Annotated in this window: 17 protein-coding genes; 8 read left to right on the top strand and 9 right to left on the bottom strand. The window is 70.5% G+C overall.

Annotation, left to right across the window (positions count from 1 at the left end; translation table 11 throughout):
- Positions 1 to 16 precede the first annotated feature (16 nt).
- Positions 17 to 664: a TetR/AcrR family transcriptional regulator C-terminal domain-containing protein gene (locus HCA44_RS09240; protein WP_169648257.1), complete on the top strand. Its 648-nt coding sequence runs from the start codon at positions 17 to 19 to the stop codon at positions 662 to 664.
- Between the two features lie 19 nt (positions 665 to 683).
- On the opposite strand, the gene HCA44_RS09235 is transcribed toward HCA44_RS09240, so the two are convergent.
- Both HCA44_RS09235 and HCA44_RS09230 read right to left on the bottom strand, forming a co-directional pair.
- Positions 684 to 1,358, bottom strand: a complete 675-nt coding sequence (locus tag HCA44_RS09235; protein WP_169648256.1) for a class I SAM-dependent methyltransferase — start codon at positions 1,356 to 1,358, stop codon at positions 684 to 686.
- A gap of 332 nt (positions 1,359 to 1,690) precedes the next feature.
- Positions 1,691 to 2,527, bottom strand: coding sequence for a class I SAM-dependent methyltransferase (locus HCA44_RS09230; RefSeq protein WP_346764652.1), 837 nt, complete (start codon positions 2,525 to 2,527; stop codon positions 1,691 to 1,693).
- Positions 2,528 to 2,994: 467 nt separating this feature from the next.
- On the opposite strand from HCA44_RS09230, the gene HCA44_RS09220 reads away from it, so the two are divergent.
- Positions 2,995 to 3,396 carry a VOC family protein gene (locus HCA44_RS09220; protein WP_169648255.1) on the top strand — a complete coding sequence of 134 codons (402 nt, stop codon included), beginning with the start codon at positions 2,995 to 2,997 and terminating at the stop codon, positions 3,394 to 3,396.
- On the opposite strand, the gene bioD is transcribed toward HCA44_RS09220, so the two are convergent.
- Together bioD and HCA44_RS09210 are read right to left on the bottom strand one after the other, a co-directional pair.
- Entirely contained in the window at positions 3,369 to 4,094 is a 726-nt protein-coding gene (gene bioD, locus HCA44_RS09215) for a dethiobiotin synthase (RefSeq protein ID WP_169648254.1), read from the bottom strand. The genes HCA44_RS09220 and bioD overlap by 28 nt on opposite strands.
- Positions 4,091 to 5,233: an 8-amino-7-oxononanoate synthase gene (locus HCA44_RS09210; protein WP_169648253.1), complete on the bottom strand. Its 1,143-nt coding sequence runs from the start codon at positions 5,231 to 5,233 to the stop codon at positions 4,091 to 4,093. Before HCA44_RS09210 ends, bioD begins: the two co-directional genes overlap by 4 nt.
- Before the next feature lie 49 nt (positions 5,234 to 5,282).
- Here HCA44_RS09210 and HCA44_RS09205 point away from each other — a divergent pair, with 49 nt between their 5' ends.
- From HCA44_RS09205 to HCA44_RS09190, 4 genes are read left to right on the top strand one after another with little or no spacing between them, the layout of a single operon-like run.
- Positions 5,283 to 6,605, top strand: a complete 1,323-nt coding sequence (locus tag HCA44_RS09205; protein ID WP_169648252.1) for an adenosylmethionine--8-amino-7-oxononanoate transaminase — start codon at positions 5,283 to 5,285, stop codon at positions 6,603 to 6,605.
- Between the two features lie 10 nt (positions 6,606 to 6,615).
- Positions 6,616 to 8,865, top strand: a complete 2,250-nt coding sequence (gene glgX / locus HCA44_RS09200) for a glycogen debranching protein GlgX (protein ID WP_169648251.1) — start codon at positions 6,616 to 6,618, stop codon at positions 8,863 to 8,865.
- Positions 8,862 to 11,300, top strand: coding sequence for a malto-oligosyltrehalose synthase (gene treY / locus HCA44_RS09195; RefSeq protein ID WP_346764651.1), 2,439 nt, complete (start codon positions 8,862 to 8,864; stop codon positions 11,298 to 11,300). Before glgX ends, treY begins: the two co-directional genes overlap by 4 nt.
- Positions 11,301 to 11,346: 46 nt before the next feature.
- On the top strand, positions 11,347 to 12,282 hold the full coding sequence (locus tag HCA44_RS09190; RefSeq protein WP_169648250.1) for an NADP-dependent oxidoreductase: 936 nt from the start codon (positions 11,347 to 11,349) through the stop codon (positions 12,280 to 12,282).
- A gap of 18 nt (positions 12,283 to 12,300) precedes the next feature.
- Here HCA44_RS09190 and HCA44_RS09185 read toward each other — a convergent pair whose 3' ends face one another.
- Together HCA44_RS09185 and HCA44_RS09180 are read right to left on the bottom strand one after the other, a co-directional pair.
- Positions 12,301 to 12,963, bottom strand: coding sequence for a TetR/AcrR family transcriptional regulator (locus tag HCA44_RS09185; protein ID WP_169648249.1), 663 nt, complete (start codon positions 12,961 to 12,963; stop codon positions 12,301 to 12,303).
- Positions 12,964 to 13,034: 71 nt separating this feature from the next.
- Positions 13,035 to 13,223, bottom strand: a complete 189-nt coding sequence (locus HCA44_RS09180) for a DUF1918 domain-containing protein (protein ID WP_169648248.1) — start codon at positions 13,221 to 13,223, stop codon at positions 13,035 to 13,037.
- Positions 13,224 to 13,362: 139 nt separating this feature from the next.
- Here HCA44_RS09180 and treZ point away from each other — a divergent pair, with 139 nt between their 5' ends.
- Positions 13,363 to 15,105 carry a malto-oligosyltrehalose trehalohydrolase gene (gene treZ, locus HCA44_RS09175; RefSeq protein ID WP_169648247.1) on the top strand — a complete coding sequence of 581 codons (1,743 nt, stop codon included), beginning with the start codon at positions 13,363 to 13,365 and terminating at the stop codon, positions 15,103 to 15,105.
- Here the strand turns inward: treZ and HCA44_RS09170 are convergent.
- Positions 15,063 to 16,607 (bottom strand): MFS transporter, encoded by a 1,545-nt coding sequence (locus HCA44_RS09170; RefSeq protein ID WP_169648246.1) that lies wholly within the window; start codon positions 16,605 to 16,607, stop codon positions 15,063 to 15,065. The two genes, treZ and HCA44_RS09170, sit on opposite strands and share 43 nt — an antisense overlap.
- A gap of 120 nt (positions 16,608 to 16,727) precedes the next feature.
- Between HCA44_RS09170 and HCA44_RS09165 the strand changes: the two genes are divergently transcribed.
- Positions 16,728 to 17,258: a TetR/AcrR family transcriptional regulator gene (locus HCA44_RS09165; RefSeq protein WP_169648245.1), complete on the top strand. Its 531-nt coding sequence runs from the start codon at positions 16,728 to 16,730 to the stop codon at positions 17,256 to 17,258.
- A 53-nt stretch (positions 17,259 to 17,311) separates the two neighbouring features.
- On the opposite strand, the gene ilvA is transcribed toward HCA44_RS09165, so the two are convergent.
- Together ilvA and HCA44_RS09155 are read right to left on the bottom strand one after the other, a co-directional pair.
- Positions 17,312 to 18,655 carry a threonine ammonia-lyase IlvA gene (ilvA, locus tag HCA44_RS09160; protein WP_169648244.1) on the bottom strand — a complete coding sequence of 448 codons (1,344 nt, stop codon included), beginning with the start codon at positions 18,653 to 18,655 and terminating at the stop codon, positions 17,312 to 17,314.
- Between the two features lie 95 nt (positions 18,656 to 18,750).
- Positions 18,751 to 20,529, bottom strand: coding sequence for a pyruvate dehydrogenase (locus HCA44_RS09155; protein ID WP_169648243.1), 1,779 nt, complete (start codon positions 20,527 to 20,529; stop codon positions 18,751 to 18,753).
- Positions 20,530 to 20,575 lie beyond the last annotated feature (46 nt).

Below are 20,575 nucleotides of genomic sequence, written 5' to 3'. Positions count from 1 at the left end.
CGAGTAGTGTCAACACGTGCAGTTACGTCGCTCCGACATCCTCGACGCCGCGACGGCGATCCTGGACGAGTTCGGCCTCGCCGACCTCACGATGCGCCGCCTCGCCACCGCGCTCGGCGTGCAGCCCGGCGCGCTCTACTGGCACTTCCCCAACAAACAGACGCTGCTCGGCGCGATCGCCGACCGCATCCTCGAGGACGTCGATTCACCGGCCACCGGCGGCGCCGAGTCCGACTGGACCGCACAGCGATGGGACGAGCAGACGCTCACGCTCGCGCGCCGGATGCGGGCGGCGCTCCTGGCGCACCGGGACGGCGCCGAACTGGTGTCCGCCACGTACGCGTCGCGCCTCACCAATTCGCGTGCGCGCGAGTCCTTCTCGGTCGCACTACGCGGCGGCGGGCTCTCGCGCGAGCACGCCGAGCTCGCGTCGTACGCGTTGTTGCACTTCGTTCTCGGCCAAACCCTGGACGAGCAGTCGCGTCTCCAACTCGAACAGGCGGGCGCGCTCACCCGCAGCGGCATCTCCCCGGACGCCCCCGTCACCGATCCTGCGCGCGACGAAGATCTCGGCGACGGCGACCCGGACACCCGGTTCGAGTTCGGGCTCGAGACGTTCGTCGACGGTATTCGTCACCGGCTGGCGAGCACTTCGCACAGGTGAGTCGACGCCGACGTCGTTTTCAGCGCGGCGGCGCGTCGTAGACCACCGTGTAACGCCAGAAGAGCCTGCGCCGCACCCGCGCGCCCGGAAGTTCGGCCGCCACGGCAGCGCGGATCTCGGCGAGCGTCTCGCGCGGCGACACGGTCGGCACCCTCATCGAGGACGGGAGACTCGCCGCGCGACGCGGGTGCATGAGCATACCGATGACCGGGTTGAGCAGCGCCGAGGCGATGCCGGCCACGGCGTCGCCGACCGACTCGTCGCGGTAGCAGCCGACGATCACGAGCCGGCCACCAGGTGCCAGGCTCTCGCGCATCTCACGCACAGCCCACACAAGTGGAAGATGATGCAGGACCGCGACGGCGGTGATCGCGTCGCAGCGTGGCGTTTTCCGCCCGGTGAACGGCTCGTTCACCACGGTGACTCGCGGATCGGCGACAAACCGCTCTGTCGCTGCACGCGCTGCGGCGGGGTCCGGTTCGACACCGTGCGTTACCGCGACGTCACGACGCAGGCGCGCAATGAGATTTCCCGTTCCGCAGCCGATGTCGAGAACCTCGCGTGCGCCTACCTCGCGGAGACGAGACGCGATCCACGGTGCGTACAGGTCGTTGTGGTTCCACGGATGGCGACCGTTGAAGCGCCCGAGTGCCGCTGCCAGCCATGCGACCGGCCCGGCACCCGTGATCCGCATGATGCCGAGTATGTCGCACGAGTCGAGGCACTCGAACGCCCGTCGAACTCGAGGTCTCGTCACTCAGGGTGATCGCGCACCAGCGCGGGCCGGCGGATCCACCCGTTGTGACCCGCATGAACCGGTTCGTTGTCCTCGCCGGCTGCTCGGGCGGCGGAGGCGGCACCTTACCGTGGGCCGATCCTGCGGCCTTCTCGCGCCGCTGCCTCGAGCTTGCACTCTGGGTTACGCCACCGTCGTGTTGCCCAGGACCGCGGCCGAGGACCGCACCGACTACATTCTCGAGGCGCTCGGCATTCTCGAGACCCTCGGCTGGTGGGCGTTGGTGCGGGTCAGGCGGGTGGACGCCTCGCCACCACGGCGAAGTTCAGGGGGATGCGGGGCGACGTCGGAGGAAGCGTCCACCCTTCCGGACAGGGTGTGAGCTCGGCGAAGGCGGGCCAATCCATGTACGGCAACTCGGCTACCGCCTCGATCGCGAGTCCCGCGTCGAGCAGCGAGCCGACGACCTCACCCAGATCGTGCCGCCACTCGTGGTTGATGACCTGCTCGACCGCCTCGGGCCCGTCGGTGTAGGTGCCCGAGTCGTCGTAGGTGCGGGTTCCACCACCACCGAGGTAGTCGTCCGTGATCGTCCACGGCTCGAACGCCATTGCGCCGAGGACCGGGTGGTCGTCACGGATGGCGAACACTCCGCCCGGCTCGAGAAGGTCGTGGATCGACTGCGCCCACTCCCCCAGGTCCGGGAGCCACACAATCGTTCCCGCACTGGTGACGACGATGTCGAACCGGCGATCGATCAGCGACGACGCGCGACGAGCATCCCCCTCCACCCACGTGATGTGGTGACCGTCGGCCGCGGCAATCCGCCGAGCATGGCGCAGCGAGTTGGGTGAGAAGTCGAGGCCGTGCACATCGACCGCGCCGAGGCGCGCCCAGGAGACGGTGTCGATGCCGATGTGACACTGCAAGTGCAGCAACGAATGATCGCGGACGCCGGAGTCGGGTAGGTGCGGCGCCAGCACCGCCAGGTCGTTGCGAACGACGTCGGAGACCCTTGTCGGGTCGGCCAGAAAGCCCTCGACGTCGTACATCTGTGAACGAACGTGGATCTCGGCGCGCTCGTCCCAGTTGACCCTGTTGCTCGCAACGGCTTCCGCGTGGTCCACGCCTGCCCCTTCCCAGGTCTCCGACAACGACCGCCTACCACCGACCGGCATCGTGGCGGGCATACGAACGCACAAGGAACGCATGCTCGTAGGCGAACTCTACCGAGACGACGAACCCCGAACTCGTTGCCGAACGCCTCCGCGCGCGAGAGCTGCTGGAGCGTTTCAATGCGTCCGCCCCGAGCGACCGCGCAGACGATGACACCCCCGCCCAACCATACGTTGTCCTCGATGGTGATCGCGCGGCGTGTTCCCACCGTTGACGGCGCGAGGCGTGGTCGTCGATGGGGCGGAGAGCGGTCAGGAGGCGTGACCCACCCACACCACTGGGCGCCAGCCAACCGATACCCGCCCACGGCCGCGAACCCGTCGGCGCATAAGGGAATCGATGAGTTCCCGCACGCCCGGCAGTCGGTATCTGTGACGACCCGCACCCGCCGGTCGCCGTCCACACCACACGACGGAGGATGCCGATGCCCACACTGGGAAGCCTGCTTTTGAGCAGCACGAAACCGCGACGGCTGCGCGACTGGTACGTCGCAGTATTCGAGGTGCACGCCGAACGCACCCCGGACGACGCGTACGACGTGCTCGGATTCGGATCCGACCCGGCGCATCGTTTCTGGGTCATGATCGACTCGCGCGACGACGTCGGCGACGCCAATCCCGAGCCGGGGCGGTTCCTGCTGAACATCGAGGTCGACGACGCCGAGGCGACGGCCCGTGCCGTGGACGCCGCAGGCGGCCGCTGGCTCGCGCCACTCGAGAACCGCGACGGCAGCCTGTTCGGCACCGCGATCGACCCGGACGGGAACTACATCCAGTTGATCCAGCTGAGTGATCAGGCGCGAGCAGAGATGGAGGGCTGACCCGGCTCGGCGCCCGCCCACCCGTCGAGCCACGGGCGCGCGAACCACGACGAGGCCCGGCGCGCGAACTCGCCCGGCGCGAGCTCGCCGCTGCCCGCGGGCACGGCCCCGACGAGCGGCGCACCCGCCACACCCGCGAGTTCGTCGCGATTGCAGGCCGACGCGAGATCCGGTGTGCCCGGCCATGATCCGATGACCAACCCGGCACACGGGACGCCGCGGTGCGCAAGGGCCTCGGTGGTCAACGCGGTGTGGTTGAGGGTCCCGAGTCCCGCGGCCGTGACCACGAGGACCGGTGCTTCCACATCGCGGGCGACCTCGGCCAGCGTGAAGCCGCCCGCGCCGAGGCGGACGAGGAGACCGCCCGCGCCCTCGACGAGCACGACGTCGTGTTCGTGGGTCGCGGCCTGCACCGCGTCGGTCACCTCCCCCAGCGCGAGCAGGGGGTGTCCACTGCGGCGGGCAGCTGTGTCCGGTGCGAGTGGATCGGGGTACCGCGCGAGTTCGATTCCGCTGCCGACGCCGCTGAGCCGGTCGATCTCGGCGAGATCACCCGGCTCCCCCGGCTGCACACCGGTCTGCGCGGGTTTGCACACCGCGACGCGGAGGCCGCGTGCCGACAGCGCGGCGGCCAGCGCGGCAGTCACGACGGTCTTCCCCACGTCTGTCGAGGTGCCGGTCACCACGAGCACGTTCATGCCGCAGCCTCCGCTCGCACGTCCGCGAGCACCGCACACGCGTAGTCGGTTTCGGCGTCGGTCAGCGACGCGCGCGCCGTGAGCCGCAGCCGCGACGTGCCGTCCGGCACGGACGGCGGCCGGAAACAGCCGACGTGCAGTCCGGCATCGCGGCATCGTGCCGCGGCGTCGGTCGCACGGTCGGCGTCGCCGAGCACGACCGACACGACCGCCGACCGCGGCCCAGGCACGCCTGCCGCCGCGGCCAGCTGCGCCGCTCGGCGGAGAACACGACTCGGGAGGTCGGACTCTCGTCGGAGCACGCCCAGTGCGGCGCGGGCGGCGCCCACCGCAGCAGGCGCGAGGGCGGTGTCGAAGATGAACGACCGTGCCGAGTCGACGAGATGAGCCCGCACCGCTTCCGGCGCCAGCACCACTCCCCCTTGCGCTGCAAGGGATTTCGACAGGGTCGCCGTCACGACGACATCGCCCGACCCGGCGAGGCCGCTCTCGTGCACCCACCCGCGACCACCGTCGCCGCGCACCCCGAGCCCGTGAGCCTCGTCGACGACGAGCAGCGCACGGTGCCGCGACGTGACGTCGTGCAGCGCGCGCAGCGGCGCGAGGTCGCCGTCGGTACTGAACACCGAGTCGGTCAGTACGATCGCACGTTCCTCGGTGCGAGTGCGCAGCGCGGCGGCGACGGCGTCGACGTCGCCGTGCGGCGTGACCTGCACGCGCGCCCGTGAGAGCCGGCACGCGTCGACCAGCGACGCGTGGACGGCCGCGTCCGAGACGACGAGCGCGTCGCGGCCGGTGAGTGCGGTGACGACCCCGAGGTTCGCGGTGTATCCGGACGAGAACACGAGGGCCGATTCGGCACCGACGAAATCGGCAAGCTCGCGTTCGAGGCACGCGTGCGCGTCCGTCGTCCCGGTCACGAGCCGCGAACCGGTCGCGCCCGCACCCCACTCGCGCGTTGCCGCGACCGCCCCCTCGACGACCTCCGGATGACCCGTGAGGCCGAGATAGTCGTTCGAGGCGAGGTCGAGCAGCGGCGAGTCGGACGACCGCGACACGAGTGTGCGGCGCAGCCCGGACGCACGGCGAGACCGTTCGACGTCACCGAGCCACGTGCGATAGACGGGAGGAAGAGTCACGCCGTGACCATACTTGAACACCGTTCAAGTGCCCAGTTATCGTGCCGGAATGACCTCCCTCCCCGCACCGGCCGCGCAGCGCTCCCCACGCACGGACGGCCTCGCCGCGCGTGACGCGCAGGTGCTGTGGCATCCGTACGCACCGTTCCCCGCGGCGGAACCCGCACTCGCCGTGCAGCGCGCCGAGGGCGTCCGGCTGCATCTCGACGACGGACGCACCCTCGTCGACGGCATGAGCTCGTGGTGGGCCGCGATCCACGGCTACTGCCATCCGGTCCTCGACGACGCGGCGACTCGTCAGCTCGCGAACATGAGCCACGTGATGTTCGGCGGGCTCACCCACGAGCCGGCGGTCCGGCTCGCGGAACTGCTCGTCGACATCACCCCGCACGGACTCGACACGGTGTTCTTCGCGGACTCGGGTTCGGTGTCGATCGAGGTCGCGGTCAAGATGTGCGTGCAGTACTGGCGCAGCCTCGGGCGGCCGGCCAAACGCCGCCTGCTCACATGGCGAGGCGGCTATCACGGCGACACGTTCGCGCCGATGAGCGTCTGCGACCCGGACGGCGGGATGCACAGCCTGTGGTCGGATCTGCTGACGTCGCAGTTCTTCGCGCCCGCACCGCCCGCCGAGTTCGACCCGACGTATGTCGACGAGATCGAACGTCTGCTGGCGACCCACCACGACGAGATCGCCGCCGTCGTCGTCGAACCGATCGTGCAGGGCGCGGGCGGCATGCGCTTCCACTCGCCGCGTCTGCTCGCCGAACTGCGGGCGCTGTGCGACCGATTCGACGTCCTGCTCGTGTTCGACGAGATCGCGACCGGTTTCGGCCGCACCGGCGAGCTGTTCGCGGCCGACCACGCCGGCGTCTGCCCCGACGTCCTGTGCGTCGGAAAGGCGCTCACCGGCGGTTATCTCACTCTCGCGGCGACCTTGTGCTCACGCGTGGTCGCCGAGACGATCAGCGCGGGCGAGGCGGGCGCGGTCATGCACGGGCCGACGTTCATGGCCAATCCGCTCGCGTGTGCGGTCGCCGTCGCCTCCATCGAGTTGCTGCTCTCCCGGGACTGGCGCTCGGAAGTGGCGGCGATCGAATCACGTCTGCACGCCGGCCTCGCACCGCTACGCGGCGAGGAGGGTGTGCGCGACGTCCGCGTGCTCGGTGCGATCGGTGTGGTCGAACTCGACCGGCCGGTCGACATGCGCGCGGCGACCGAGACCGCCGTCGCGCACGGGGTGTGGCTGCGGCCGTTCCGCACTCTCGTCTACACGATGCCGCCGTTCGTGTGCACCGACGACGACGTGGACTCGATCACGTCCGCGATGCGCGCGGTCGCTCGTCGAGTGACGGTGTCCGCGGCGTACTAGGGTCGCGGTTATGACGGCGACCGAGGGAAAGGCCGCTGCGCCTGCGGTGTGGCCCGGCAGCGCGTACCCGCTGGGCGCCACGTACGACGGAGCGGGCACCAACTTCGCGTTGTTCTCCGAGGTCGCCGACGCGGTGGAGTTGTGCCTCGTCGACCGCGACGGTGTCGAGACCCGGGTGCCTCTCGACGAGGTCGACGGGTACGTGTGGCACGCCTACCTGCCGACGGTGGGCCCCGGCCAGCGTTACGGCTTCCGGGTGCACGGCCCCTGGGACCCCGAGCGCGGATTGCGATGCGATCCGAGCAAGCTGCTCCTCGACCCCTACGGCAAGGCGTACGACGGCGCCTTCGACGGCGACCGCTCACTGTTCTCGTACCCACTGGACGGATCCGACGGCGCGGCGACGCCCGACGGCGAGGCCGACCCACCGGCCGACGAGCCCGACGAGAAGCAGGAGAGCGCGGACCAGGACGGCGGGGATCAGGGCGCTCCCCCACTCGCCGGGCACGACTCGCTCGGCCACACCATGACGACGGTCGTCATCAACCCCTATTTCGACTGGCAGTCCGACCGCGCACCACGCACGCCGTACCACGAGACGGTCATCTACGAGATGCACGTCAAGGGCATGACGGCAGCGCACCCCGACGTACCCGAGGAACTGCGCGGCACGTACGCCGGCCTCGCGCATCCGGCGGTCGTCGACCACCTGACCGGGCTCGGCGTCACGGCGGTCGAACTCATGCCCGTCCACCAGTTCATGCACGATCAGACGCTGCTCGACCGTGGGCTGCGAAACTACTGGGGCTACAACACGTTCGGCTTCTTCGCCCCGCACACCGAGTACGCGTCGGCACCCAAGCCCGGCGGCGCGGTCAGCGAGTTCAAGGCGATGGTGCGTGCGTTCCACGAGGCGGGCATCGAGGTGATCCTCGACGTCGTCTACAACCACACCGCCGAAGGCAACCACCTGGGCCCCACGATCGCCTTCCGCGGCATCGACAACGTCGCCTACTACCGTCTCGTCGACGGCGACCGCGCGCACTACATGGATTACACGGGCACCGGCAACAGCCTCAACGCGCGGCACCCGCACACTCTGCAGCTCATCATGGATTCGCTGCGGTACTGGGTCACCGAGATGCACGTCGACGGATTCCGATTCGACCTCGCGTCGACCCTCGCCCGCGAGTTGCACGACGTGGACCGGCTCTCGGCGTTCTTCGATCTCGTACAACAGGATCCGGTGGTCAGTCAGGTGAAGCTCATCGCCGAGCCGTGGGACGTCGGCGAGGGCGGCTACCAGGTCGGCAACTTCCCCGGCCTGTGGACCGAGTGGAACGGCAAGTACCGCGACACCGTGCGCGACTACTGGCGCGGCGAGCCGTCGACGCTCGGCGAGTTCGCGTCGCGTCTGACCGGTTCGTCCGACCTGTACGAGGCGACGGGCCGCAGGCCGGGCGCGAGTATCAACTTCGTCGTCGCACACGACGGGTTCACGCTTCGGGACCTCGTGTCGTACAACGAGAAACACAACGACGCCAACGGCGAGAACAACATGGACGGCGAGAGCCACAACCGGTCGTGGAACTGCGGCGTCGAGGGGCCCACCGACGATCCCGACGTCAACTCGCTCCGCGACCGGCAGACCCGCAACATTCTGGCGACCCTCCTGCTCAGCCAAGGCACCCCGATGCTCGCGCACGGCGACGAGATGGGGCGCACCCAGCAGGGAAACAACAATGTCTACTGCCAGGATTCGCCGCTGTCGTGGATGGACTGGTCGCTGCGCGACACCCAGGCCGATCTCGTCGAATTCACGCGACGGGCCGTCGCACTGCGCACCGACAATCCGGTCTTCCGCAGGCGCCGGTTCTTCGAGGGCGGACCGATCCGCAGCGGCGCCCAGATGCGCGACATCGCGTGGCTCACGCCCGCGGGCGACGAGATGACGACCGAGGACTGGGACAGCGGATTCGGCAAATCGCTCGCGGTGTTCCTCAACGGCGACGGGATCCCCGAGCCGGGTCAGCGCGGCGAACGTATCTCCGGCGATTCGTTCCTGCTGTGCTTCAACGCCCACGACGACACGCTCGAGTTCGCGATGCCGTACGGCTACGAGTGGACGTCGGTGCTCGACACCGGCGCCGCGGTCGGTGCACGCGAGAACGACGCGGTCGTGCCTCCGGGGGGATCGCTCGACGTCGCCGCCCGCACCCTCGTCGTCCTGCGGGCCACCGACACCACCGGGGCACCGTGACGTCGGCGGGCGCCGGGATCGGCGCGACCTACCGTCTGCAGCTGCGGCCCGACGCATTCACCTTCGCCGATGCCGAAGCCGTCCTCGATCACCTGGGCGATCTGGGCGTCACGCACGTCTACCTGTCGCCGATCCTCACCGCGACGAGCGGCTCGACGCACGGCTACGACGTCACGGACCCGACCACGGTGTCCGCGGGGCTCGGCGGACGCGACGGCTTCGAGCGTGTCGTGCGCGCGGCGCGCGCACGAGGCCTCGGCATCGTCGTCGACATCGTCCCCAACCACGTCGGCATCGCGAAACCCGGCGAGAACGCGTGGTGGTGGGACGTGCTCACGCACGGGCGGGACTCGCAGTACGCGCAGTTCTTCGACATCGACTGGCGTGCCGACAACGGCGCCGACGGAGCCCTCGCGCTTCCCGTGCTCGGCACCGCTGACGACGCCGCCGCGCTGGCGATCGACCGCTCACGCGGCGCACCGTTGCTGGCCTTCCACGAGCACCGGTTCCCGATCGCGCCCGGCACCGACGGACCGGACGCGCGGGCCGTACACGAGCGCCAGCACTACCGGCTCGTGCCGTGGAATGCAGGCGTCGTCGGCTACCGGCGGTTCTTCGCGGTGAACGAACTCGCGGCGCTGCGCCAGGAGGATCCGGCCGTGTTCGACGCATCCCATGCTCAGGTCCGGTCCTGGATCGACGACGGACTCGTCGACGGGCTGCGGGTCGACCACCCCGACGGCCTCGCGGACCCGGCGGGCTATCTCGCGCGCGTCCGCGCCCTCGTCGGGCCCGGACGATGGCTCGTCGTCGAGAAGATCCTCGGGCGCAGCGAAGCACTCGATCCGACTCTTCCCGTCGACGGCACCACCGGCTACGACGCGCTCGCACGCCTCGACGGGGTGTTCGTCGACGCCGCGGGCGCGCCCGCGCTCACCGCGCTGTCGCTCGCACGCACGGGAGACCGCGGCGATGCGGACTCACTCGACCGCCACGAGCACGAGCTCAAACGTGCGACCGCGCGCGGCCTCCTCGCCCCCGAGGTGCGCCGCCTTGCGCGTGCCGTCGAACGCGACACCGAGGCGGCGCACGATCCCGGGCACTCGCGTGCCGCACTCGTCGAGGCGATCGTCGACGTCGTGGCCCGGTTGCCGGTGTACCGCAGCGACTACCGCGGTCTCGAAGGGCTGACCGGGCGGGTTCTCGACCACGCGCGCGCAGCGTCGCCGGAGCATGCGAGCGCCGTCGACCGCCTCGCCGACGCACTCGCCCGGGGCGGCGAGGCCGCGACGCGCTTCCAGCAGGTCGCCGGTGCCGTGACGGCGAAGTCCGTCGAGGACTGCCTCTTCTACCGCACCGCGCGGCTGGTGTCGCTGCAGGAAGTCGGTGGCGATCCCGGCGCGCTTGGGTGGTCGCCCGCGCGGTTCCACGCCGACAACGCGCAGGCCGCGGCGCGGTGGCCCGCCGCGATGACGACGCTGTCGACTCACGACACGAAGCGCGGCACCGATGTGCGTGCCCGCATCGGTGTGCTGTCACAGGTGCCTGCGCTGTGGGCGCGGTGCGTCGCCGAGTGGGAGGACCACACACCGAGCCCGGACGCGGCGTTCGGGGCGTTCCTGTGGCAGAACCTCTTCGGGGTGTGGCCGGCCGACGGCGCCGCCCCCGATGCCACGCTGCGGGCGCGCCTGCACGCCTACGCGGAGAAGGCGATGCGCGAGGCAGGCGTGCACACCGCGTGGACTGCCGTGGACGAGCCGTTCGAGCAGTCGGTGCACGCCTGGATCGACACGGTGATCGACGGTCCGGTCGGCCGCGCACTCGGCCGTCTCGTCGCGCAGCTCGCGCCGCACGGCTGGTCCGATTCGCTCGGCCGCACGGTGCTGCACCTGTGCGGTCCGGGAGTCCCGGACGTGTACCAGGGCACCGAGGTGTGGGAGGACTCGCTCGTCGACCCGGACAACCGGCGGCTCGTCGACTTCGATCGGATACGCACACTCGCCGCGGCGTTGCCGCCCGATGCCACCGCGTTGCCGCCCGATGCCACCACGCTGCCGACCGGCACCCCGCCGCCGCTGGACGTCACCGGCGCCGCGAAACTGCACGTCGTGCGGAACGCCCTGCGGGTGCGACGCGCCCGGCCCGAGAGCTTCGTCGGGGGCCACTACACGCCGATGCGGGCGAGCAACGATCCCGCCGGACACGTCCTGGGGTTCGCACGGGGGCCGGCAGACGCGCCGAGCGAGGTCGTCGCGTTGGCGACACGGCTGTCGCTACGACTCGCCGAGACCGGCTGGGCTGACGCGACCCTCACTCTCCCGGACGGCGCATGGCACGACGTGTTCACCGGCGCCGAGTACTCGGGCGCGATCGCGCCTGCCGAATTGTTCGCGAGGTATCCGGTCGCACTGCTGACGCGACCACCCGCCCGGTGATTGGATGGGTCGAGACCCGAACGCAACCGGCAGGAGACGAACTCCCATGGCACGACGCGTAGTGGCGCAGGGATACGGCGGCCCCGACCAACTCGCCCTCGTCGAGTACGACGCACCCGACCCCGGCCCCGGCGAGGTACGCGTCGACCTGCGCGCGATCGGCGTGAACCCGTTCGACCTCAAGAGCTACAGCGGTGCGTTCGGCACCGACCCGGGCAATCTGCCGGTGCTGCTCGGCGGCGAGGCCGCGGGCGTCGTCAGCGCCGTCGGTACGGAAGCGAATTCGCCGACCGGGCTCGTCGCGGTGGGCGACGAGGTCGTCGTGTTCCCCGGTCGCGGCCTGTACGCGGATCAGGTGACGGTGCCGGTGTCGTCGGTACTGGCGAAACCGTCCGGTGTCGCGTGGGAGGTCGCCGCGGGTCTGCTGCTCGCGGGCGCGACGGCCTTCGACACTCTCGACACCGTCGGCGTCGGTCCCGGCGACACGCTCCTGTTGCACGGCGCATCCGGCGCGGTCGGGTCGGCGGCGATCCAGCTCGCGGTGGGCCGCGGCGCGACGGTCGTCGGCACTGCGAGCGCGGAGAACCAGGAGTACGTGCGGGAGTTGGGCGCGATCCCGGTCGGGTACGGGCCCGGGCTCGTCGACCGTGTCCGCGCCCTCGCGCCCGACGGCGTGAGCGCCGCGATCGACGCGGCGGGCACCGACGAAGCGCTCGACGTGTCGGCCCAGTTGGTACCCGAGCGCGGGCGCATCGTCACGATCGCCGCAGGCCCGCACGCCGAGGAACTCGGTATCCGCCGCGTCGGTGGCCCCGAGTCGCGGCCGGCGCGCGACGCGGCGCGACTGCCGCTGCTCGAGCTCGCGGGCGATGGCGTCCTCACAGTGCGGATCGCCGGCACGTACCCACTCGAGGACGCGGCGCGCGCGCATCGTGATCTCGCCGGCTCCCATCCTCCGGGCAAGTTCGTGCTCCTGCCCTGACTTCCGGTTCCGGCCTGCTCACCCGGCGTCGGTGCGCAGCAGCCCGCGCCGCACCGTGTCGGTGACGAGCCGCCGGTACTCCTCGACGGTCCAGCCGCACTGGCGGCGCAGCAGATCGTGCACTTGCGGCGACACGACCACGAACAGGACGTCGGCGGCGTACTGCACCGAGATGTCGCGGCGCAGCAGGTCACTCGCTGCAAGCCCCTCGGCGAGCGTCGCGGCGTTGGACCTCGTGTCGCGCAGGGTGTCTGCGGCGAACGCACGCATGTGCTCGTCGGCGCCCGACGACGAGATCGCCGCCAGCACGAGCGCGCCGGTGCGTTCGAGAACCTCGACGCTGTAGCCGACGAGCCGGTCGACGATCGCGGTGGTCGTGTCCACCGCATCCGGCGACACCGCACCGTCGGCTGCGAGGGTGGCATCCGGTTCGGCGTCGAGTGCCGCGGAGACCGCGTGGTCGAACAGTTCGGGTTTGCCGCCTCGGAACGCCGAGTGGACCGTGCGGACCGCGACGCCCGCGCGTTCGGCGATCTGCCCGACGGTGGTGCCGACGTACCCGTGTTCGACGAACAGGTCCGCCGCCGCGCGCGCGACCAGTGCGCGGGTGCGCGCCGCGGCTTCCTGCCGCAGTGGCGACGAGTACCGTCTTTTCACTTCCCGACCTGCGGCGTCGCTCATTCGCAGCACTATAGCTGCATCGAATACGCACCTGCTGCATGGGTTGCAGCGGGCTTCGGCCCGCGTGCCCGCTACTGCTCGGGGTGTTCCACCCACGCATCGGTGCCCGGGAACACGAGTGCCTCGTGCCCGTCCTCGTACCGGACGAGGTACGGCGGTCCACCGTCCTCACCGTGGACCTCGAGCACCTCGGCGGCCTGGTCGGGCGCGCCGACGACTCGCCCCTGGACGTGGATCGTGTCGCCCACCGCAACACGCATGGCCTCTCCTCGACGCAGTTCGGGTAATCGGTCGGTTTCCTCCAGCTTGCGCGACTCCCGCCCCGGCGAGGGCGCATTTCGCCGGAATCGTGACGCGGACGACGCGCGCCGACGACCGCGGCCCGTCATGCTGGAAGCCGTGCACACCTTCGAGGTCTGGGCCCCGGGACCGTCGTCCGTCCGTCTCGACGTCGACGGCACCCTCCACTCGATGGCGCGATCCGACGACGGCTGGTGGCGCGCCGACGTCGACGCGCCGCCCACGGCGCGCTACGGGTTCGTCCTCGACGACGACCCGCAGGTGCTACCCGACCCACGCTCGCCGCGTCAGCCCGACGGCGTGCACGAACGGTCCCAGTTGTACACGGTCGACGCGTCGAGCTGGACCGACAGGGCATGGACCGGGCGCCCGCTCGCGGGCGGAGTGATCTACGAACTGCACGTCGGCACCTTCACGCCCGAGGGCACATTCGACGCCGCGATCGGCAAGCTCGACCACCTCGTCGACCTCGGCGTGACCTTCGTCGAGCTCATGCCCGTCCACGGCGTCAACGGTGTCCACAACTGGGGCTACGACGGCGTCGCCTGGTTCGCGGTGCACGAGCCGTACGGCGGGCCGGACGGGCTGGTCCGGCTGATCGACGCATGCCACGCGCGCGGTCTCGCGGTGGTGCTCGACGTCGTCTACAACCATCTCGGGCCGTCCGGCAACTACTTGGACCGCTTCGGCCCGTACTTCGCGCCGTCCGCCAACACATGGGGTCAGGGCCTCAATCTCGACGGACCGCACAGTGGCGAGGTGCGCAGGCTGGTCGTCGACAACGCGCTGCGCTGGTTCGACGAGTTCCACGTCGACGCGCTGCGCCTGGACGCGGTGCACGCCCTCGTCGACCACACCGCCCTGCACGTGCTCGAGCAACTCGCAGTGGAGACCGAGGCGCTCGCGGCGCACGTGGGCCGTCCGCTCACGTTGATCGCCGAGAGCGATCTCAACGACCCGACGCTCGTCACACCCCGCGCGGCAGGCGGTTACGGCCTCGACGCCCAGTGGGACGACGACATCCACCACGCGGTGCATGCGGCGGTGTCGGGCGAGCGCCAGGGCTACTACGGCGATTTCGGCAGCCTCGAAGCGCTCGCGACGACGCTGCGGCAGGGGTTCTTCCACGCGGGCACGTTCTCGTCGTTCCGCGGGCGCGTGCACGGGCGCCCGCTGGACACGCGTACGGTGCCCGCCAGCGCCCTCGTCGCGTATCCGGCGACCCACGACCAGGTGGGCAATCGCGCGACGGGAGACCGCCCGTCGGCCTATCTCGACGACGGGCAGCTTGCCGCCAAGGCCGCGCTGGTGCTGCTGTCGCCCTACACACCGATGATCTTCATGGGCGAGGAGTGGGGCGCACGCACGCCTTTCCAGTTCTTCACGTCGCATCCCGAACCGGAACTCGCGCGCGCGACCGCGGAGGGTCGCCGCAAGGAGTTCGCGGAGCACGGGTGGCCCGACACCGAGATACCGGACCCACAGGATCCCGCGACGTTCGCGCGGTCGAAGCTCGACTGGAGCGAGCTCGACGACCCGCGCCACGCGCGTCTGCTCGCGTGCTACCGCGCGCTGCTCGCGCTCCGCCGCGCGCGCCCCGAGGTCAGCGATCCGTGGCTGCCGCGGGTGCGGGTCGAGTACGACGAGGACGCGCGCTGGGTGGCGGTCACGCGCGGCCCGCTGCGGCTCGTGTGCAACCTCGGCGCGTCCGAGGCTACTGTCCCGTTCGGTGGCACACCGGTCCTGTCGTGGGATGCCGCGACTCCCGACGAGACCGCGTCCGCGACGACCGTTGCCGGTCACTCGTTCGTGGTACTCGAGTCACCCGCCGGCACGTGGTGACGCCCACCGAGCCGCCGCGCGACCAGCACCGCGGTGACGAACAGGATCAGCGCGGTCCCGATCGACGCGACGTGCACGCCGTCGACGAACGCGTTCCGCGCGGCGTCGAGCAACGGCGCGCCCAGATGGTCGGGCAGCGCCTCGGCGTGCGCCACGACCGCGCCGAGGGTGCCGTCGGGACCGAGTTCGACGCCCGCGGTGCCGGTCGCGTCGGCAAGCCCGCGCCGGAACACGGCCATGACGACGCTGCCGAGCACCGCGACCCCCAGCGCGACACCGAGTTCGTAGGCCGTCTCGGACACCGCCGATGCGGATCCCGCACGCTCGGCGGGCACCGCGCCGACCACGAGGTCCGACGTCAGGGTCAGCGCGACACCCACGCCTGCACCGGCGAGGACGAATCCGGCGACGAACGCGGCCGGACCGGTGTCGACGCCGAGCGCGACGAGTGAGGCAGTCCCCACACCCGCGACCGCGAGACCGGTCGACAGCACGGCGCCAGGAGACCACCGCCGCACCAGCCACGCCGCACCGAGCGCCGCGGCGGCGTTGACCACGGTGCCGGGCAACATCAACAGACCTGCGTGCAGCGCGCCGTAGCCGAGCACGAGCTGCAGATACTGCGACCCGAAGAACAACACACCGGCCATCGCGAAGATCGACAGCAGGTTGGTGAGCACGGCCGTCGAGAACGCGGGCACCCGGAACAAGGCGATGTCGAGCATCGGGTCGTCGAGCATGCGCTGGCGACGGACGAACACGATCCCCGCGACGACACCGGCCGCGCCGACCGCGGCGAGAATCGGGTCGAGGCCGTGCACGACTGCCTCCTTGACCGCGTACACGAGCGGTACCACGGCGGCCATCGACAGCGCCGCGCTCGCCAGGTCGAACCGGCCGGGGTTCGGATCCTTCGATTCGGGGATCACCCACGGACCGAGCACGACGAGCACGGCCATCACCGGAATGTTGATCAGGAACACCGAGCCCCACCAGAAGTGCTCGAGCAGCCAGCCGCCCACGAGCGGCCCGGCGGCGGCACCACCGCCTGCCATCGCTCCCCACACCCCGATCGCGACGGTGCGCGTGCGCGGGTCGACGAAGATCGCCCGGATCAGTCCGAGCGTGGCCGGCATGAGGGTCGCGCCCGCGACGCCCTGCAGTGCGCGGGCGGCCACGAGGATCGCAGGCGAGCCTGCCCAGGCGGCGAGCAGCGATGCGAGGCCGAAGCCCGCTGCGCCGATCAGCAGCAGGCGACGGCGACCGATGCGGTCGCCGAGTGTGCCCATCGTGACGAGCAGGCCTGCGAGCACGAACGAGTAGACGTCGATGATCCACAACAGCTGCGTGCTGCTGGGCTCGAGATCGGCGCTGATGTAGGGCAGCGCGAGGTCGAGCACGGTCGCGTCGACCGCGACGAGCAGCACCGCGAAGGCGAGTACGGCGAGCGCCACCCAGTCCCTACGCGTCGCCTGCGGGGCTTCGCGCATATCGAAAGTCATGTGCACCTCGTAGGTTCAGATGAACCGTCCAGCCGGTACAGCCGGACCGGACCATGCTAGCGCAAACCGTCCGGCCGGTGCAGTCAGGCGCCGGTCAGCGCTGCCGGTACAGTCCCCTGCATGCCCACCGACACCCGCGACCGCATCCTCGACGCACTCGAGCGTCTGCTGCTCGACGTCGGCCTCGCACAGGTCACCATCGAGGCGGTCGCCGCGGAAGCAGGCGTGTCGAAGGGCGGCCTGCTGTATCACTTCCCCAGCAAGGAAGCCCTGCTCGCGGGCATGGTGCGCCGGCTCGGAGAGCGCACCGACGCACAACGCACGCAGGCCAGCGCGGCCGGCACGTCGCTCGCCGAGTGGTACCTGCAGGTCCCCGAATCCGGCACGGACGCCGAACTCGCGCTCTACCGCTCGACGATCGCGGCGCTCCGCTCCGTCGACGGCACGCACGACGACGTGCAGGGCGCCGTCGTCGACGTCATGCGGTTGTGGGACGAGGGTCTTCGAGCCGAGATCGACGACCCGGTCCGGGCCGAGATCGTCCGCCTCGTAGGCGACGGTATCTACCTCGCGGCCCTGCTCGGTCTGCCGCTCCCCGACCCCGACCTGCATCGCCGCGTCGTACGCCGACTCCTGCACGGTGACACGTGACCCCGACGCGGGTGGACTCGTGCCCCCGCCCCGGGACGGACGGGTGACGCGCGTCAGGTGAGGTAGCGGTACGCAGGGCTGCCCGGCTCGAGCCGCTCCACCTGCATCGGAGCCTGCTCCATCCGTTCGAGCAGCGCCGACAAGCCGTCCGCCGTACCCAGTTCGATGCCGACGAGCGCCGCACCGGTCTCGCGGTTGTTGCGCTTGACGTACTCGAACAACGTGATGTCGTCCTCGGGACCGAGGACCTCGTCGAGGAACCGGCGCAGCGCGCCGGGCTCCTGCGGGAAGTCGACGAGGAAGTAGTGCTTGAGGCCGAGGTGCACGAGCGAGCGCTCGAGCACCTCGCCGTAGCGCGACACGTCGTTGTTGCCGCCCGACACGAGGCACACGACCGTCGAACCGGGCTCGAAAGTCGCCGTCTCGAGCGCAGCGACCGAGAGGGCACCCGCAGGCTCGGCGATGACTCCCTCGTTCTGGTAGAGGTCGAGCATCGCCGTGCAGATCGCGCCCTCGTCGACATGCGTGACCACGAACGACTCCTCCGCGACCCGCACCGGGTCGGCCTGCCCACGCGGCACCGCCACCGACCCTGCCACCTGAGCGCCGAGTTCGGACACGACCGCGAAGGGCAACCGGCCGATGCGCCGCACCGCGGCGCCGTCGACGAACGGGTCGACCTCGCCGAGCGTGACCGGCTCTCCCGCGACCAGCGCCGCCGTCATCGATGCGGCTCCCGTGGGCTCGACACCGAGGATCGCGGTGCGCGGGCTGCGTTCGCGCAGGTAGTCGGCGATTCCGGCGATGCAGCCGCCGCCGCCGATCGGCACGATCACCACATCGGGAGCCAACTGCTCGACGAGTTCGGCCGCGATGGTGCCCTGACCCGCGATCGTGCGGGCGTCGTCGAACGGCGGCACCATCGTGGCACCGGTGCGCGCGACGTCCTCGGCGGCGGCATCGGCAGCCGCATCGAAGGTCGTGCCGGCGAGGATGAGCTCGACGAAGTCGCCGCCGTGCGCGCGGATCCGGTCACGCTTCTGCTTCGGCGTGTTGGTCGGCACGTAGATGCGGCCCTGGATCTGCATCGTGCGGCACGCGTAGGCGACGCCCTGCGCGTGATTGCCCGCGCTCGCCGTGACGACACCCGCCGCGCGATCGAGGTCGTCGAGTTGGGCGATCAGGTTGTAGGCACCGCGCAGCTTGTACGAGCGCACCGCGGTGAGATCCTCGCGTTTGAGGTAGATCGACGCGCCGGTCTTCGCCGACAGCCGCTCGCAGTACTGGACCGGGGTGTGACCGACGACGCCGGAAATTCGCTCGGCCGCCGCGTCGATCGACGCCGCGTCGAGCGCGGAGTCGGCGAGCAGAGCTGCGGTGTCGAGTGTCGTGGTCACCAATACATGGTGCCACCGCGACCGCGACGTCGCGCCACTGCCCCGGTCACACGGGGCCACTGCCGCGGCGGGGCCCTGACATGCGGGTGAGCAGCTCAGCCCCGCGGATCGAACTGCGACGGCCGCGGGACGTTGCGCAGGTTCGACTTGGCCATCTGCACCGCCTCGCCCACACCCCCGTTCATCACGAGCTTCGACATCGCGAGCGCGAAGCCGCTGACCTGCTCGCCGGTGATCGTGGGCGGCAGCGACAACGCACGGGGGTCGGTCACGATGTCGGCGAGTGCGGGACCGTCGTGATCGAGCACCGCACGCAGTCCCGATTCGAGGTCGCCCGGCTGCTCGATACGCCGCGCGAACAGACCCAACGCCTCCGCGACCGCCGCGTAGTTCACCATCGGCACGTCGACCCCGAAATCGGGCAGCCCGTCGACCAGCATCTCGAGCTTGACCATCCCGAGCGTCGAGTTGTCGAACACGACGATCTTGACCGGCAGCCGGTACATGGCGACCGTCACCAGCTCACCCATGAGCATCGACAGGCCGCCGTCGCCGGACACCGAGATCACCTGCCGGTCGGGATATGCGAACTGCACGCCGAGTGCGTGCGGCAGGGCATTCGCCATCGAACCGTGCAGCGCCGACTCGACGAGCCGGCGCCGACCGTTCGGGTTGACATAGCGCGCGGTCCACACATTGCACATCCCGGTGTCCGCCGTGAACACGGCGTCGTCGGCGGCGAGATCGTCGAGAATCGACGCCGCGTACTCGGGATGGATCGGGACGCGCTGCCGCGCGGGTTCGGTGTACGCGCCGACGACCTTCGTCATGAGCTTCTCGTGCCGCTCGAGGGTGTCGCGCAGGAACGACTTGTCGGTCTTCTCGTCGATCCTCGGCAACACCGCGTCGAAGGTCGCGGCCGCGTCAGCGTGCACCGCGAGGTCGACGCCGGTGCGTCGGCCGATCTTCTCGGCGGCGGTGTCGATCTGCGCGACGCGCACGTCGCGCTGCGGCAGGAACTGATCGTACGGAAAGTCGGTACCGACGAGCAGCAACAGATCGGCGCCGTGCATGCCGTCGTGCGCCGCGCCGTAGCCGAGCAGACCCGTCATTCCGACATCGAACGGATTGTCGTACTGGATCCACTGCTTGCCGCGCAGGGAGTGCCCGATCGGCGCGCCGACCCGCTCGGCGAAACGCAGAACCTGCTCACGTGCGTCGCGGACTCCGTCCCCCGCGAACACCGCAACCGTGCGGGCGTTGTTCACCAGATCCGCGAGGGCCTGCACGTCGTGCGGGTCCGGCACGAGCGTCGGACGGCCGAACCGGACCGGCGCGCCTTCGTCCGACACCGCGGCTTCCTCCGCGACGTCGCCCGGCAACGTCACGACCGCGACGCCCTCGCGTGCCACGGCGTGCGTGATCGCGGACGCGAACACGCGCGGCGCCTGTCCGGGCGAGCTCACGAGTTCGCAGTACTCGGAACACTCGACGAACAGCCGATCCGGATGGGTTTCCTGGAAATAGCCCATGCCGATCTGCTTGCTCGGAATGTGCGACGCGATCGCGAGTACCCGTGCACCCGACCGATTCGCGTCGTAGAGCCCGTTGATTAGATGCAGATTGCCGGGGCCGCACGAACCGGCGCACACCGCCAGCCGACCCGTGGTCTGTGCCTCGGCGGATGCCGCGAACGCGGCCGCCTCCTCGTGCCGTACGTGCACCCAGTCGATTCCGCCCTTCGCGGAGCCACCGGTGCGCCGCACGGCGTCGACGACAGGATTGAGGCTGTCGCCCACGATCCCGTAGATGCGACGAACCCCCGCCGACACCAACTGGGCGACGAGTTGATCGGCCACCGTTTTCGACGCCATCGGACAACTCCTTCGAAGGAAGCCGGTAGAGAACACCGGCCCGGTG

It is taken from the genome of Rhodococcus sp. HNM0569 (assembly GCF_012726205.1).
In the GTDB taxonomy this organism is placed as follows: Bacteria; Actinomycetota; Actinomycetes; order Mycobacteriales; family Mycobacteriaceae; genus Rhodococcus_F.
The sequence above is the reverse complement of the archived record's forward strand: the minus strand, read 5'-3'. Positions and strand labels throughout refer to the sequence as shown.

Excerpts from the sequence above, each read along its gene's own strand:
- HCA44_RS09235 (WP_169648256.1), bottom strand. The coding sequence starts at position 1,358 with ATGCGGATCACGGGTGCCGGGCCGGTCGCATGGCTGGCAGCGGCACTC.
- HCA44_RS09220 (WP_169648255.1), top strand. The coding sequence starts at position 2,995 with ATGCCGATGCCCACACTGGGAAGCCTGCTTTTGAGCAGCACGAAACCG.
- bioD (WP_169648254.1), bottom strand. The coding sequence starts at position 4,094 with ATGAACGTGCTCGTGGTGACCGGCACCTCGACAGACGTGGGGAAGACC.
- HCA44_RS09205 (WP_169648252.1), top strand. The coding sequence starts at position 5,283 with ATGACCTCCCTCCCCGCACCGGCCGCGCAGCGCTCCCCACGCACGGAC.
- glgX (WP_169648251.1), top strand. The coding sequence starts at position 6,616 with ATGACGGCGACCGAGGGAAAGGCCGCTGCGCCTGCGGTGTGGCCCGGC.
- HCA44_RS09190 (WP_169648250.1), top strand. The coding sequence starts at position 11,347 with ATGGCACGACGCGTAGTGGCGCAGGGATACGGCGGCCCCGACCAACTC.
- HCA44_RS09185 (WP_169648249.1), bottom strand. The coding sequence starts at position 12,963 with ATGAGCGACGCCGCAGGTCGGGAAGTGAAAAGACGGTACTCGTCGCCA.
- HCA44_RS09180 (WP_169648248.1), bottom strand. The coding sequence starts at position 13,223 with ATGCGTGTTGCGGTGGGCGACACGATCCACGTCCAGGGGCGAGTCGTC.
- HCA44_RS09170 (WP_169648246.1), bottom strand. The coding sequence starts at position 16,607 with ATGACTTTCGATATGCGCGAAGCCCCGCAGGCGACGCGTAGGGACTGG.
- HCA44_RS09165 (WP_169648245.1), top strand. The coding sequence starts at position 16,728 with ATGCCCACCGACACCCGCGACCGCATCCTCGACGCACTCGAGCGTCTG.
- HCA44_RS09155 (WP_169648243.1), bottom strand. The coding sequence starts at position 20,529 with ATGGCGTCGAAAACGGTGGCCGATCAACTCGTCGCCCAGTTGGTGTCG.